This window comes from Streptomyces sp. CB00455, from assembly GCF_001905445.1.
GTDB lineage: Bacteria > Actinomycetota > Actinomycetes > Streptomycetales > Streptomycetaceae > Streptomyces.
Window position 1 is genome coordinate 1,514,108 of sequence record NZ_LIVQ01000001.1, and the last position, 14,519, is coordinate 1,528,626.

Genomic DNA, 14,519 nt, shown 5'->3' on the forward strand with positions numbered 1-14,519 from the left:
CTGTCATGACGTACGACTCCCTCGTCAACCGCGGCGACTACTTCTCCGCCCACTACCTCGCCGAGGTACTGCCCAAGGACCTCAAGGCGGGCCTGCTCCAGAGGTGGAAGGAGCGGGAGGAGGCCGCAAAGCCGCCGGCGGACGCGGCACAGGAAACGGCCCCTGACGAACTGGGCGCGGTGCGGGAGCCGAAGAGCGTCGCGCTCCCCGTCACTCCGCGCGCGGGACTGCGCGCGCTGCGCCGCGACTACTTCCGGGCGCGGTCCTTCTTCGCCCTCCCCGAGGACTCCGACGGCAACACCGCCGCGCCCGACACCGAGGACGACTCGGTGACGTACGCCGCCCCCGCCTGGCGGGAGCGGGTGCTGGCCCTGAATTCCGACGTGCTCCGCTCCCTCGGCTACGACGCCAAGCCGCGCACCATCACGGTGGAACGGGCCCGCCAGACCTACGAGATCCCGGTCGCGCACGCCGAGAAGGGCCTGGTCGCGGTGAACTGCGGCTGGGCGGCCGAGCCCGACGCGGCCCTGGACCCCGAAGGCCCGGGCCGGCTCCTGGATCCGGTGACCCTCGACGGCTCGAACACCCTGGCCACCGGTTCGAAGCTGGCCTCCTTCCTGTTCGCCTGCGAGGACGCGCCGCGCTACGTCCTGCTGCTCGTCGGCGGAGTCATCGTCCTGGCCGACCGCGCCGTCTGGGGCGAGGGCCGCTACCTGGCGGTCTCCCTCGACACGGCACTGCAGCGCAACGACACCCGCGCAGGCGGCGAACTCGACACGATCGCCGCCCTGTTCGGCGCGGACTCGCTGCGCACGCCGGAGGAGGGCGGCGAGAACCCCCTCGCCGAGCTCGTCGGCAAGTCCACCAAGCACGCGGTGGGCGTCTCCAGCGAACTCCGCGACGGCCTGCGCACGAGCGTCGAACTGATCGCCAACGAGGTACTGGAGCGCCTGCGCGAGCAGGGCGTACGCCCGGAGGACATCGGCGAACTCCCCGAGCTCGGCAAGCAGCTGACCCGCGAGTCGCTGCGCTACCTGTACCGCATCCTGTTCCTGCTGTACGCGGAGGCCCGCCCGGAGCTGGGCATCCTGCCGTCCGACTATCCCGAGTACCAAATGGGCTACGGCCTCGGGCGGCTCGGTGAACTCGTGGCCGAGCGGGACCTCATCGATGAGAAGTCCCGCAAGGGTTTCTACCTGTACGAGTCCCTGGACCTGCTGTTCCGCAAGGTCCAGGATGGCTACCGGCCGCGTCGCACTCACGGGGCGGCGGCCGAGGCCGAGGCCGTCGAGGCGAAGACCAGCGAGGACCTGGGGCTGCGCTTCGAGCCCCTGCACTCCAAGCTCTTCGAGCGCGGCTCGATCCAGCTGATCGGCGCGGACACCGTCCCCGACCCGCGGCACGACGCGGACGAGGCCCTCGCCCGGGGCGAGTCCGTCCGCTACCTCGACACCCGGCTGCGCAACGCCACGCTGTACGAGGTCCTGCACAAGCTCATGCTCACCAAGGGCAAGAAGGGCGAGCGGGGCGGCTTCATCTCGTATGCCCAGCTGGGCATCAACCAGCTGGGCGCGGTGTACGAGGGCCTGATGTCGTACAGCGGATTCATCGCGGGCGAGGAGCTGTACGAGGTCGCCAAGGGCGGTGACCCCAAGGACGGCTCCTGGCTGGTGCCGAAGTCGAAGACCGAGGAGTACCCGGACTCGGTCTTCGTCAAGCGGCAGCACAAGGACACCGGTGAGGAACTGCGGGTGCGGTACGCCCCGGGTTCCTTCGTGTACCGCCTCTCGGGCCGCGACCGGCAGACCTCGGCGTCCTACTACACCCCGGAATCGCTGACGAAGGTCACCGTCCAACTGGCGCTCCAGCACCGCCTGGACCAGGACGGCACGACCACCGAGGCACGGGAGCTCCTGGACTGGAAGATCTGCGAGCCGGCCCTCGGCTCGGGCGCGTTCCTGAACGAGGCGATCAACCAGGTCGCGGCCGAGTACCTGCGCCGCAGGCAGCAGGAACTCGGCCAGGCCATCGACACGGAGCAGTACGCGGTCGAACTCCAGAAGGCCAAGGCGTACATCGCCCTGCACAACTCGTACGGCGTGGACCTCAACGAGACGGCGGTCGAGCTGGCCGAGGTCTCCCTGTGGCTCAACACCATGCACCCGGGCATGGAGGCCCCCTGGTTCGGCCTCCACCTGCGCCGCGGCAACTCGCTCATCGGCGGCCGGCGTGAGGTGTACCCGGCCGAGCGGCTGAAGAGGGGCGGCTGGCTGGGCACGACCCCGGAGCGCTACCCGCTGGCGGACGCGCAGGCAGGCATCCCGCTGCCGGAGGGCGCGGTGCACCACTTCCTGCTGCCGGCGAAGGAATGGGGCGCGGTCGCCGCCGAGAAGGAGGCGAAGGCACTCGCGCCGGAGGCGACAAAGGCGCTGGCCGCCTGGCGCAAGGCGATCACGAAGTCCCCGAACCCGAAGCAGACTGCCCGCCTCCAGGGCCTGGCCCGGCGGGCTGAGTACCTCTGGGATCTGGTCGTGCAGCGGCTGACGATCTCCGAGCGGGAGATCTCGCGCCGCATCGACGTGTGGGAGGCGGAGGACCATTGGCTGCGCTCCCCGAAGGAAGCGGTCCCGAGGGAGAAGGTCCTGGCGGACCTGCTGGCGGTGGACACCCCGTACTGGCGGCTGAAGCAGGTCATGGACGCGTGGTGCGCGCTGTGGTTCTGGCCGGTTCAGGAGGTGGGGCTCCTTGACGGGTCGGACGGACGTTATGCGCATGTGGAGGACGCCGCCAAGTCGAGTCCCGAGACCACCGACGCCACTGAAGTGATTCGTACTTACGAGGAGATCGACCTCCTCGGCAACGTTACGGTCAAGGAGATCAAGCGCGCCGACATCGACAAACGCAGGAAGGGCGCCCGCAAGGGTGAGCAAGCGTTCGCAGAGCAGCGTCGCAACGTGATCCCTCTCGCGGACCTCGGCGACTGGCTGGACTTCGCGGAGGCGCTGCTCGGCACGCACGAGGTGCCGGCGGAGTCGCTGATCGCGTCGTTCGACTCACTCGACGCGCTGGAGCGGTACGAAGACGAGCTGCCCGACTGGATGGGCATGGACCGCTCGTACTGGCTGGAAAGCCGATTCCCGTGGGTTGCAGTCGCGAGCGATGTGGCGGAGCAGCACGGCTTCTTCCATTGGGAGCTGGAGTTCGCCCAGGTGTTCGGGGGGTTGGGCGGATTTGATCTGCAGGTGGGGAATCCGCCGTGGGTGCGGCCTCGCTGGCAGGAGGATCTGGTTCTGGCCGAGCTGGAGCCCTGGTTCGTTCTTGCAGAGAAGCCCGGCGCGGCGGAGTGGAAGCTCCGAAAAGAGGAGGTTCTAGCCGCAGAGGTGCACGGGCAAGGCTTCCTACTTGGGGAACTAGCCGCCCATGCAGGAGCTGTTGATGTGCTTGCAAGCGCGGCAATGTATCCCCTTCTCGTGGGCACGCAGGGGGATCTCTATCGGGCGTTCATGACGCAGGTGTGGCGACACACTACGCCTCATGGCAGTGCCGGAATGATTCACCCAGATACGCACTTCGGTGGCGTGAAGGAAGGCAGGATTCGCGCCGCGGCCTATGCACACCTACGGGTACATGCACACTTCGTAAACGTGGCCAACTGGGCATTCGAAGATCTCAGCCGAAACACAGAGTTCGGAATTCATGTATACGGAACCCCACAGGAACCCAACTTCATACACCTCAGCGAGCTACGCGGCGCCGAAGTCTTGCCTGACTCGATGACACATGATGGGCGTGGCGAGGCTCCCGGCATCAGGCATGGCGGTTCGTGGGATATTCGGCCACATCGCGAGCGCGTAGTGCACGTAAATAGTGTCTTGCTTGCCAGCTGGCGGGACCTAACTGGCTCAACAGGCGGCGCATCGGAGACGCCCCTACTTTATCCTGTCCTAAGGAGCGAACAGGGCGCTATCGAAGCGCTCGCGGAGTACAAAATCCGCCTAGGCGACTTCCATCCATCCATTACGCGCGGCTACGACGAGGCAAACGCCAAAAAGGATGGTTTGATCCGCTGGGGAAATCGAGCCATCTCAAATCTTTCAGATGCCATCCTGCAAGGGCCTCACTTCGCCGCAGCGCTGCCCTTCTCGAAGCAGCCGCGGATCCCGTGCCTGGGCAACCAGTATTGGGATGCCCTCGTACCGACAGGCTTGCCCAGTCTATTTACCCCTGTGACCAACTATGTTCGGGCCACTGATCAAGCCGGGTATCTAGCGGCGCAGGACACCTGGCACGGGGTGTCGTCCACCTCCTACTTCCGCTTGGCCTGGCGCAAGATGGTCCCCTTCAATACAAGCCGCAGCCTGCACGCCGCCATCATTCCACCTGGTCCCGCTCACATCGATAGCGTGTTTTCTATGGCGCTATCAAATAATCACCTGACAGCTTTGAACGCAGGTTTTTGGGCGTCACTCCCCCTGGACTATCTGCTCCGCACTACTGGCAGGGCAAATCTGCATGCATCTGAGGCTCTCAAGATGCCTGCCCCAGATCCTGAGCACCCCCTCGCTCCTGCCCTCCTTGTCCGTACTCTGCGTCTCAATGCTCTCACCACCCACTTCGCCCCCCTCTGGGAGGAGCTGTTCGACCCCCGCTGGGCGGGCTACGAAGACTGGGCAAACGTCGACTGGCCAAGTCTGAAGTCCCTTACTGCGGGCCTGAAGCCGACCTGGGAGTACACGACCCCGCTCCGCACTGAGCACGAGCGCCGTGCCGCCCTCGTCGAGCTCGACACCCTCGTCGCCGTATGGCTCGGCATGACCGCGGACCAGCTCGTCGCGGTCTTCAAGTCCCGCTACCCACAGCTGTACGACTACGAGGCGGCGACCTACTTCGACGCTGACGGCCGCAAGATCGCCGCGAACTTCAACACATACGGCCACGGCCAGACCAAGCAGGACTGGCTCGACTTCGAAGCCCACCTCAACGACCCGGACAACACCCCGGTCCCAGCCGGCTACACCGCTCCCTTCTATAAAGCCGACCGCGAGGCCGAGATGCGCGCAGCGCATGCGCACTTCCAAGCACGGCTGGATGCAGAGATCGCTGCCGGCCGGTGGGCACCTCCGCCTGCGAAACGCTAGAGGCATGGGCCGGGAGCGAGAGCTGGCGTAGCTCGCAGAGCAGAGGGGCTGCCTCGGACACCGAAGTGTCCGAGGCAGCCCCTCTGCCCCTTGGGTGCGTCCTACCGAGTCGCGAAACCAACGAACGCGGTCCACGCGAACGCGCCGACCATGAGTGCCGGACGGGTCGTGTCTTTGGAGTCACGCACATGGATGGCGTGGGGAAGAGCACCGCCGCCGTCCCCAGCGCTGTGGCTTGACTTCCGCAACGCCACGGCGATCTCGACGCACTCACCACCCTCACCGCTGCTGTAGCTGCTCTTGCACCAAGCAAGTTCGCCACCCTGCTGTGCAGTCTGGTCGGTGTTCATCTCTCCCCCAGCAACTTCTCCACCAAGGTCAGCGACTCCCGCGGAGTAAGTGCCTGCGCCCGCAGGAGTCCGTACTGCTCTTCGAGCTCGCGGACATTACGGCGCTCCGTGTACAGCCGGCCGTCCTTGTGAACTTCCACGTAGGCGATCCTGCGCCCTTCCATGGTTTCGATCAAGGTGAACGGACCACCCAAGGCCGCGTGGTCACTTCGTTCGAGCGGCATGACCTGAACCTCAACGTTACGGCGCTGTCCCATCAACAGGATCTGCTCCAGCTGGCCCCGCATCACTGCATCGCCCCCGAGTGGCCTACGCAGGACGGCCTCCTCAACGACGAAGCTAATCGTTGGCATCGGTAGGCGAGCAATGATCTCCTGCCGGGCTAGCCGCGCGGCGACCCGGTTCAAGATGGTCTCCTCGTCGAGCAGCGGACGCCGCATGCCGAACACCGCCCGCGCATATTCCTCCGTCTGAAGCAGCCCAGGCACGGCCTGCGTGGCGTACACATGCAGCTCTACCGCCTCGGCCTCCAACCGCGCCGCGTCGCGGAAGAACGCCGGGAACTGTGCCCGCTCGACCTCCTCCTTCATCTCCTTCAGGACACCGCCCGCGTCCAGCAGCTCGTCCGCCTGGTCGATGACCTCCGGCGGCGGAACCCTGCGCCCCTGTTCGTACGCGGCGATGGTGGAGACCGAGTAGCCCAGTCGCTCACCGAACTCGGTGCGTTCCAGGCCGGCCCGCACGCGGAAGCGTTTGAGCTGACGGCCGAAGGCCCGTAGCACCCCAACCCCTGAGTTAGGCTCAGGCCCTGGGTCCTCATCAGCCGATTGCGTCGGTTCACTCATGCCCGGCATCACCTCCATCGGCCAACGCCACTCCGCGTCCGCCGTCACGCTCCGCACCGCCTACACGCGCAGACCGATTGCCTACCGCTACCCGCTGTAAGCGCATCGACTCTTTCCACGGTAGGGGCGCGGCGGAAGCGTGGACCCCATGAACAGCGAAACTTCCCCCGCACCAGAAGCCCTTGAGTTCGCGATGCGCTTCACCTCCTCACCCCGCGGTGCCCGCCTCGCCCGTCGGCTCGTGTCCCACCGGCTCGACACCTGGGGGCACCCCTACTCCTCCCCCGCCAACGAGACCCTGACGCTGATCGCCGCCGAGCTCACCGCGAACGCCGTGCGCCACGGCCACGTCGCCGGATGGGACTTCCACCTCCGCCTGACCCGAACCGCCGACACCCTGCGCATCGAAGTCACCGACACCCGCACCGAGCGCCTGCCCCTGCTCACCCACCGCGAGCCGCCCGGTGACTCCGAGTCGGGGCGCGGGCTGTTGGTCGTGGCCCGGCTCGCCAACCGTTGGGCGATCTCGCCGCGTACCGACGCTCCCGGTAAGACCGTATGGGCGGAGCTGCGCGTTTCAAGCCATTGACCAGCGGGTTTCGGCTAAATACGGGATCCGCACGCATCGTCCCGGATAGCCTCGCCTGTCCGTGTGTCCGCCGCACGGGGAACCAAGGGGGACAGTGAACGTGAGCGCCATCCACGCGGGCCCGGCCGGCTACCGCATCTCCATCGTCGACGAGGACCCGCTCCGCGCCCGGCGCGAAGCGCGCGAGCTGCTCGCCGCCATCGCCGACACCGATCCGCAGGCCACCCTCGACACCCCCCGGCAGCAGGCAGCCGACAATGACTCCCTCAAGGGCGGGCCGGTCACCGACCTGATCGGGCTCGTATTCAGCGGCGGCTCCATGGTCGCCGCCGGTGTCCAGATCTGGCTGGCCCGCGTGCCGCAGCGGACCATCGTCGTCACCCGCCCCGACGGAGCGGCGCTGCGCATCTCCGGCAAGGAGGCCCGGGCCGACGACGAGCAGATCGAGCGGTTCCTCAGCGGCGGCTCGGAGGTCGGCCACGAGGACGGACCGGCCGCGGAGTGAGTGACAACGACCGGTACGCCATGCTCATCGGCGTATCCACGTACGACAGCGACCGCTACCACAATCTGCCGCCCGTCCGGGCCGACCTGCACTACATGCAGGCGGTACTGGAGAGCACCGAGATCGGCATGTACAACGACTGCGCGATGGTCCCCGAACCGTCGCGCGCCGAGATGCTGCACGCCATAGAGGAGTTCCTGGAGGCTCGGCAGCCCAGCGAGACAGCCCTGCTCTACTTCAGCGGCCACGGCGAGTTCTGCGAGGCGGACGGCCAGCTGTACTTCCTCACCCGGGATGCCGACCCCGACGATCTGCCGGGTACCGCCGTGCCGGCCGAGTTCCTGGAGCGGATGCTCCAGTCCTGCCGGGCCTCGTCCAAGGTCGTGCTGCTGGACTGCTGCTCCAGCGGCTCGGTCGTCCAGGGCTGGACCGCCAAGGGCGCGGCCGATGCGAACGACCGGCCCGCGCCCAGCACCCTGCTGCGGCCGACCGGGGTGTACTTCATCACCGCGTCCGACGCCCTCCAAACCGCCTCCGCGATGGCACCGGCCGGGTCCACCCTCGGTACCTCCCGGTTCACCGGCGAAATCGTGGAAGGGCTGCGCTCCGGTCGGATCAAGGACAGCGGCTGGATCACTCCGGACGACCTCTTCGAGTACCTGACCTCGCAGATGGTGCGCAACGGCGTGCCCCAGGAGCAGCGGCCGACCAAGTCCACCATCCGGGCGACGAACTCCCTGCCGCTCGCCCGTTCCGTGGCGCGATCCGTGAATCTCCCCGCCCCGCCCCGCGACGCCGCCAGCCAGGCCACCCAAGCCTCCCCCGCACTACTGAAGGCCCGTGCGCTGGCCGCGTCCGATGCCCATGACGGGGTCGACTGGCAGCGGCTGCTGCGCTACTACGTGCACTGCCTGGGCGCGCAGGCGGCGTCGGGCATGCTGCCGGACCGGGACAGCGGGCGGGGCTCCGCGTACTTCCTGCTGGGCCAGGGATCCGAGACGATCCAGTCCGGGCTCGGGGCTGCCCTGCCCGCTCCCTCACAGCTGCCGAAACCGAAGAGCAGGGGAGCCCAGGCGGATGGCGCCGGGCTGCAGGAGTACTGGTACGGCTATCCGGCCATCACCCTCCCCGAGCGCGGCGGGGACAGCCGGCGGCGGACCGCGGTCCAGATCGCGCCGTTGCTGATCCAGTCGATGGAGCTCGCCCCCGACGAGGACGGCCGCGACAGGCTCCGTCCGAGCGGGGTGCCCTCCCTGCACACGGGGCTGATCACGGAACTGCTGGACGACGACGCAGCCGCCGACCTCCTCGCCCGGTGGCAACCGACCTGGCAGGAGGGCAATGGCACGCAGATGGTGAAGGCGGTGCGGGAACTCCTGACGGAGCTCGGCGTTCCGGAGTTGGAGCCCCTCGACCTGTCGGCGCTCAGCGAGCGTTCCGTGATGGACTCGCTGCGGCCCGGTGCGCACAACGCCGCCGTACTCCTCGCACCCTCCGGCGTGGAACGGGTCGCGACGGAGGCCCTCGTGGACAATCTGCTCCAAATGTCCACGCGGACCGGGCAGATTCCCGGCACCGCGCTGGACGCGCTCCTGACGGGCGGCGGCAACGGGGACACGAGCCGCGAAACGCCCTTCGTCGTCGCCCCAGGGCCCTGCAACGAGAGCCAGGAGCTGGTGATCTCGTCGGCGATGACCCGTCCGCTGACCGTCGCCACCGGGCCACCCGGTACCGGAAAGAGCGAGGTCGTGACCGCCGTGGTCACGACCGCACTCGCCGCCGGTCAGTCCGTGCTGGTCGCGTCCACGAACAACGAGGCCGTGAACGTCGTGGCCGAGCGCTGTGACGCGATCTCGCCGGGGCTGCTCATGCGGACCGGCAACGCGGCGGCGCTGGAGCGCGAAGCGGCGAAGCTCGAACGGCTGCTCGCCCAGCCCATCGAGGCCCCCGGGCGGGGTTCGGCGACCGTGGCCGGCGAGCTGCGCAACCGGCACTCCCGGTCGGCCGCGCACCGGACGGAGGCGGCGCGGCTGGTCGGTGACGAGATGCGCCTGCTGGAGCTGCTGGGGCAGCGTGCCCGGCAGGCGGACGAGCTCGGTCTGCCGGTGGAGTTGCTGGCAGCAGCATGGGCCGACAGCGAGGTCACGGCGCTCGCACGTTGGGAGGAGCGGGCCCGGAAGGCCGTCGGCGCCGGATGGCTCACCCTCGGCCGATGGCGCAGAGGGCGGGCTCTCGCCGCGTTCGTCGCGTCGTCCGCCTCCGCTGCCGACGGCGTATGGCCGTCCTGGGCCTCGACGCGGCCGGCTCCGCCCGAGCTCCTCCTCGCCCTGGCCGAAGCTGCGTCCGTGGAAGGCGTGCTACGGGAGCTCGTACCGCAGCTCCTCGGCCGGGACGGGGAAGGGCTGAAGCAAGCGCGACTGGAGAGCGCCGCCGGATTGTCGGAGGCGTCGAGCGAACTCGCCCGGGCCGTGGCGACCGAGGCCATGGTCCGCGGGCGGTCGCTCATGGGCCAGCGGCTCCAGGCACTGCGCCAGCGCTCGGGCTTCCAGAAGAGTCAGCGCAATTTGATGGCGCACCTCAGGGGGTGGGCCATCAGCACCCACTCGGTACGCCAGCTGGAACTCGTCCCCAAACTCTTCGACCTGGTGGTGATCGACGAGGCGAGCCAGTGCTCGATTCCCTCGGTCCTCCCCCTGCTGTTCCGGGCCAAGCGGGCGCTGATCATCGGCGATCCCATGCAGCTTGGGCACATTCCCGGCATCACCGCACAGCAGGAACGGCAGGCGCGCGTGCGGGCCGGGCTGAGCGCAGCGCAACTGGAGGATCACCGGCTCGCCTACCACGTGTATGCCTCGTACCACGCGGCCGCACAGCACGGTGAGGCGGCGCTGCTGCTCGACGAGCACTACCGCTGCCATCCGGCGATCGCAGACATCGTCAACGGCTACTGCTATGCGGGCCAGTTGCAGGTCCTCACCGATGTCCGGAGCCAGGTCCCGGCGGCCGATCCGTTCGGCGCCTCCGATCCTGCGCCGGTGCTGGGCTGGGTGGACGTGCCGCACGGCGAGTCCGCGCGCGGCGGCGGTGGCCAGTCCTGGCGCAACACGGCAGAGGCGGAGCAGGTACGGAACACGGTGGACGAACTGCTCGCGCGGCTGCCCGAGCATGCCACCGTCGGGGTGGTGACACCGTTCCGGTCACAGAAGGAGGTACTGGCCCGGGTCTGGGCGGACGACGACAGGGTCCGGGTGGGCACCGTGCACGCTTTCCAGGGCGGACAGCGCGACGTCATGGTCCTGAGCCCGGTGGCCACCGGCAACACTCCGCCCCGTACGACGCACTGGGTGGCGAGCCAGGTCAACCTGTGGAATGTCGCCGTCACCCGGGCGAAGTCTCAGCTGATCACCGTCGGCAGTCACGCGTTCTGGCAGGGGCAGGCGGGACTCCCCGCGCTGCTCGCGGAGCGGTCGGCGGTACTGCGTGCGGGGTCGTACGCCGACCAGGACGGAGCCGTCAGGGCCGAGGCGGCCTCAGGGTTCCGTGAAGAGCTGGCCGACCGGCTCCAGGAGTACCTGGACACATGCGGCATCACCGACCTGGAGCGCGCGGCCGTGGTCGGCGGGCACACCGTGGACCTGCTGTTCACGGTGGACGGGGCGAACACGGCGGTCCTGATCGATCCCGGCCCCCAGCACGACCAGGATCCGGCGCGCCATCTGCGGCTGCACCACGCGCGCGGCGACCTGCTGACGGGCCTGCCGTCCGGCGGTTCCGGAGCGAAGGCCGGGCCGGTGACACGGACGATCCGGATCCCGGCATGGCGGATTCTGGCCGGCGACTCGGCGCTGGAGCCGCTGTTCGCCTGAGTCACGCCCCCAGGCTCCGGACGACGTACGTCATGTGCTGGACGTTGCCGACACGGAGCCAGACCGCGGCATTCCCGGTGCCGGCCGAGCCGTGGCCGCGCGCGCAGTCCCGCAGCCAGCTCTCACCCGCGCTGGCCGTAGCACCCCGGAAGTCCGGCAGTTCGAGGAGCTGCCGGGCTGCGGCCCGGTTGACGGCGGTCCGGTCCTCGCCTCGGGCCAGCACCTTGGCGAGGACGAAGGACTCCTCGGTGGTGTAGCGAAGCACTCCCCATGCCGGGCCGCCTCGTCCGGACGACGGCTCGCGACCGATCATCCGGGCGGGCTGGATGCCGTAGTCGCCGTAGCTGAGCCAGGGGACGTAGACGCGGTCGCCGGCGGTCAGCTCGCGCCAGACGTGCCAGTCCGCGCGGGGTTCGGGGCGCAGCCCCTGCTCCAGCATGTCTGCGGTCACCTCGGGGAAGCCGCCGCTCAAGGCTGCGGCGGTTCGCCACGGCGCCAGCGGCATCAGGGCGTCGAGCGCGCGCAGCGCTTCCTTCCCGGCGTCGGGCCGGTCCGCGCGGACCGCCCCCAGGTCGAGGAGGAGGTCCGTCTCGACGGCTGGATCGGCGCGGGCGAGCAGGTCCCGAACGGTGTGGGCGGAGTCGTCGTCCCACTCGCCCGCGAGCGTGACGCGTATGCCGACGCCGCTCCCGCTGCGCCGGGCCGTCTCCAGCGCCGCGGTCTGCTGGAACTCGGGGCGACCGGGGCCGGTGACCGGGCGCAGCGGACTCAGTTCACCCAGATCTGACATCACGTCGGCGAGGACGGCCAGTTGTGTCTCGCCGGCGAACGGGGCGTCGAGCCAGCCCGGTCGGTGGCGCTGAACCTTGCTCGCGGCGTGCGCCTCGCGCCGCGTGTGTGCGATGAGCAGCTCCTCGGGCAGTCCCGGTCGCGGAGGGAGGTTCCAGAGCGGCATGACGGCCGCCTGAATGGCTGGGCTCAGCTGCTCGTAAGCCGCAGCGGCGTGTGGGCGGGTCGGCAGGACGGGAACGTACAGCGGTCCGGACATGGCGGCTCCCCCTTGGCTCAGCCCGTGCCCTATCCCTCTCCCTTCAGGGTGTGCCACCTCGCCATTTAGCGGAATGATGCCTTTTCAGCCCCCGTGGCTGGAACTGCCGAAAGCCTGGTAGCGCTGTGACCAGCAAGGTACTGTTCGTGATGCTCGGCAGCCGAACGTTGCACGTGGGGTGTGTGTATGACAGTGCGTCTGCCCGGGGGACGCTTGTCGATACCGGCCGCGCTGCGCTGCGGTCGACCACTGCACGTTGGGGCTGGGTTGAATCACCGGATTCTCGGACTGACAGTGCGGAATTTCCGCACCTTGACCGATGTCAAGCTGCGTCTGGGCTCGCTGACGGTCATGGTCGGCCCGAATGCGGCAGGCAAGTCGAACGTCCTGCACGCCCTGGAGCTCCTGGGTGACGTATCGCGACTGGGGATCGAGCGGGCGCTCGACGCACGCGGTGGGTTCGACGTACTCGCCTTCCGTGGCGGCCAGAGGTCCGTATCCCGCATCGCCATCGGCATCGAGGGCATATGGTCGGAATTCGCCTCCGAGGAGTCTCCGGACCGATACGAGTTGAGCGTGTCTCAGCGAAGGCTGCCTGAGCCTCGTGAACACGATCGAGTCCTCTTCCGGCAGGAGCAGCTCACTCAGCATCCGGGGGCGGGCGCCGCAACCTCTCTCGCTCTGGCAAGCGATCAGCTGACGCTGAGCAGTTCACTGAAGGACGATGGGAAACCGGGTCCCATCGACGTTGAACGCATGGCCTCGGTGCTCAACCAGCCCGTGCCTCTCCCGCGCAGCAGCCCTTCCGCTCATGCTGCGGCAGTGGTGACACGGCATCTTGAACAAGTCCGGGTCTTCGACCCCGATGTTCGTCTTGCGCGGAGGCCGTCGCCTATTACCGGGTCGGGGCAGCGCCTTCACAACGACGCCTCTAATCTAGCTGACTTCCTGAAGAGCCTCTGGGAGCACAGAAGTACGCGCGAGGAGGACAAAGGCCGCCGGTTCGTCTGGGAGGCGCTGCTTAGAGATGTCAGGGCAGTTGTGCCCCAGATTCAAGACATTCACCTAGTGGACGCTCCAGGCCGGCCCGACTATATCTCGGTGGAGCTAGAGGAAACGAGCCTACGCGGACGCACCCGGTTGGAAGATGCATCCTTCGGAACAGTGCGACTTCTTTCCCTCTTGGCCATCTTTCACGACCCTAATCCCCCTCTCCTGACCTGTATCGAGGAGATCGACCATGGCATCCATCCACATGCGTTGGAGCTACTAGCGGGAAGACTGCGCGAAGCCAGCCGTCGGGCTCAGTTCCTTGTGACCACTCATTCACCGGCGTTCGTCAACGAGCTGGAACCCGAGGAGTTCGTCGTTTGTGAGCGTGGCGAAGACGGAGCATCTGTCATCCCCGCCCTCACGGCGGATGAGGTGCGGCAAGTAATCGAAGCGTCCGAGGGCATGCCCATGGGAGACCTCTGGTTCGCCAACACCCTTGGAGGCGGCCTGTGAGGCCCAAGGCAAGGGCAGGCAAGGGCAAGAGCCCAGTCATAGTCGTCGCGGGTGAAGGCAAGAATGACCGGCAGGTCCTTCGGCACCTCATCGCTGCCGTCCACCCGGGTGCGAAGATCGTCAACGTCAACAAGAAGACTGCCCTCAGCCAAGCGGACACGTCGCTCAGCCCCCGCGTGGCTGAGCTTCGCCGACTGTCTCAGGCGGCTTCAGTGGGGGCAGAGCTGGCCGGGGTCGTGGTCCACGTCGACCTCGACGCTGTGGACGACGCAAAATACCTGAGGGTCCGTGAGCGCATCAGTGCCGAGCTGCGCAAGGAGTTCGGCTGCCCGTCGGCGCTAGCACTTGCCGCCTTCGAGATGGAGGCATGGCTGATGCAATTCCCCTCCGCATTCACTAAGGTCAACTCCCGTTGGATCCTCAAGGCAAGGTACAAAGGCTGCGATCTCAGCAGAGTGGATACGCCAAAGGAAAAGCTGAGAGATCACGGTTGGAATCCTCCATACGATGAGTCTTTCGCCCCTGACATCATGGAGCACGTCTTCGCATCGAAGGACGGGCACATGGAACCCGATGGCAAGAACCGCTCCTATGAGGAGTTCATGGCCGAGCTGCGCTCCTGGTAGTCGGTTGTTCTGCCCTTCACACAGTGGCACACCGGCTGGCCTCGGC

Annotated in this window: 9 protein-coding genes; 6 read left to right on the forward strand and 3 right to left on the reverse strand. The window is 67.8% G+C overall.

The window, feature by feature from the left end:
* Nucleotides 1–5 precede the first annotated feature (5 nt).
* A complete protein-coding gene (locus AMK16_RS06745; RefSeq protein WP_073909702.1) occupies nucleotides 6–5,138 on the forward strand; it encodes a restriction endonuclease in 5,133 nt (1,710 codons plus the stop codon).
* 101 nt (nucleotides 5,139–5,239) lie between these two features.
* Here the strand turns inward: AMK16_RS06745 and AMK16_RS06750 are convergent, their stop codons facing one another.
* Together AMK16_RS06750 and AMK16_RS06755 are read right to left on the reverse strand one after the other, a co-directional pair.
* Nucleotides 5,240–5,488, reverse strand: coding sequence for a DUF397 domain-containing protein (locus AMK16_RS06750; RefSeq protein WP_073909703.1), 249 nt, complete (start codon nucleotides 5,486–5,488; stop codon nucleotides 5,240–5,242).
* A complete protein-coding gene (locus AMK16_RS06755; protein WP_073910691.1) occupies nucleotides 5,485–6,333 on the reverse strand; it encodes a helix-turn-helix domain-containing protein in 849 nt (282 codons plus the stop codon). The genes AMK16_RS06750 and AMK16_RS06755 overlap by 4 nt, the downstream gene beginning before the upstream one ends.
* Before the next feature lie 148 nt (nucleotides 6,334–6,481).
* On the opposite strand from AMK16_RS06755, the gene AMK16_RS06760 reads away from it, so the two are divergent.
* The 3 genes from AMK16_RS06760 (at nucleotide 6,482) to AMK16_RS06770 (ending at nucleotide 11,293) form a co-directional block, all read left to right on the forward strand.
* Nucleotides 6,482–6,922, forward strand: a complete 441-nt coding sequence (locus AMK16_RS06760; protein WP_242438617.1) for an ATP-binding protein — start codon at nucleotides 6,482–6,484, stop codon at nucleotides 6,920–6,922.
* Between the two features lie 100 nt (nucleotides 6,923–7,022).
* Nucleotides 7,023–7,427 (forward strand): effector-associated constant component EACC1, encoded by a 405-nt coding sequence (locus AMK16_RS06765; protein WP_073910694.1) that lies wholly within the window; start codon nucleotides 7,023–7,025, stop codon nucleotides 7,425–7,427.
* Nucleotides 7,424–11,293, forward strand: coding sequence for a caspase, EACC1-associated type (locus AMK16_RS06770; RefSeq protein WP_073909708.1), 3,870 nt, complete (start codon nucleotides 7,424–7,426; stop codon nucleotides 11,291–11,293). Before AMK16_RS06765 ends, AMK16_RS06770 begins: the two co-directional genes overlap by 4 nt.
* 1 nt (nucleotide 11,294) lies before the next feature.
* Here AMK16_RS06770 and AMK16_RS06775 read toward each other — a convergent pair whose 3' ends face one another.
* Entirely contained in the window at nucleotides 11,295–12,341 is a 1,047-nt protein-coding gene (locus tag AMK16_RS06775) for a beta family protein (protein WP_073909710.1), read from the reverse strand.
* A 267-nt stretch (nucleotides 12,342–12,608) separates the two neighbouring features.
* Between AMK16_RS06775 and AMK16_RS06780 the strand changes: the two genes are divergently transcribed.
* Both AMK16_RS06780 and AMK16_RS06785 read left to right on the forward strand, forming a co-directional pair.
* On the forward strand, nucleotides 12,609–13,847 hold the full coding sequence (locus AMK16_RS06780) for an AAA family ATPase (RefSeq protein WP_073909713.1): 1,239 nt from the start codon (nucleotides 12,609–12,611) through the stop codon (nucleotides 13,845–13,847).
* A complete protein-coding gene (locus AMK16_RS06785; RefSeq protein WP_073909715.1) occupies nucleotides 13,844–14,473 on the forward strand; it encodes a hypothetical protein in 630 nt (209 codons plus the stop codon). The genes AMK16_RS06780 and AMK16_RS06785 overlap by 4 nt, the downstream gene beginning before the upstream one ends.
* Nucleotides 14,474–14,519: the final 46 nt, after the last annotated feature.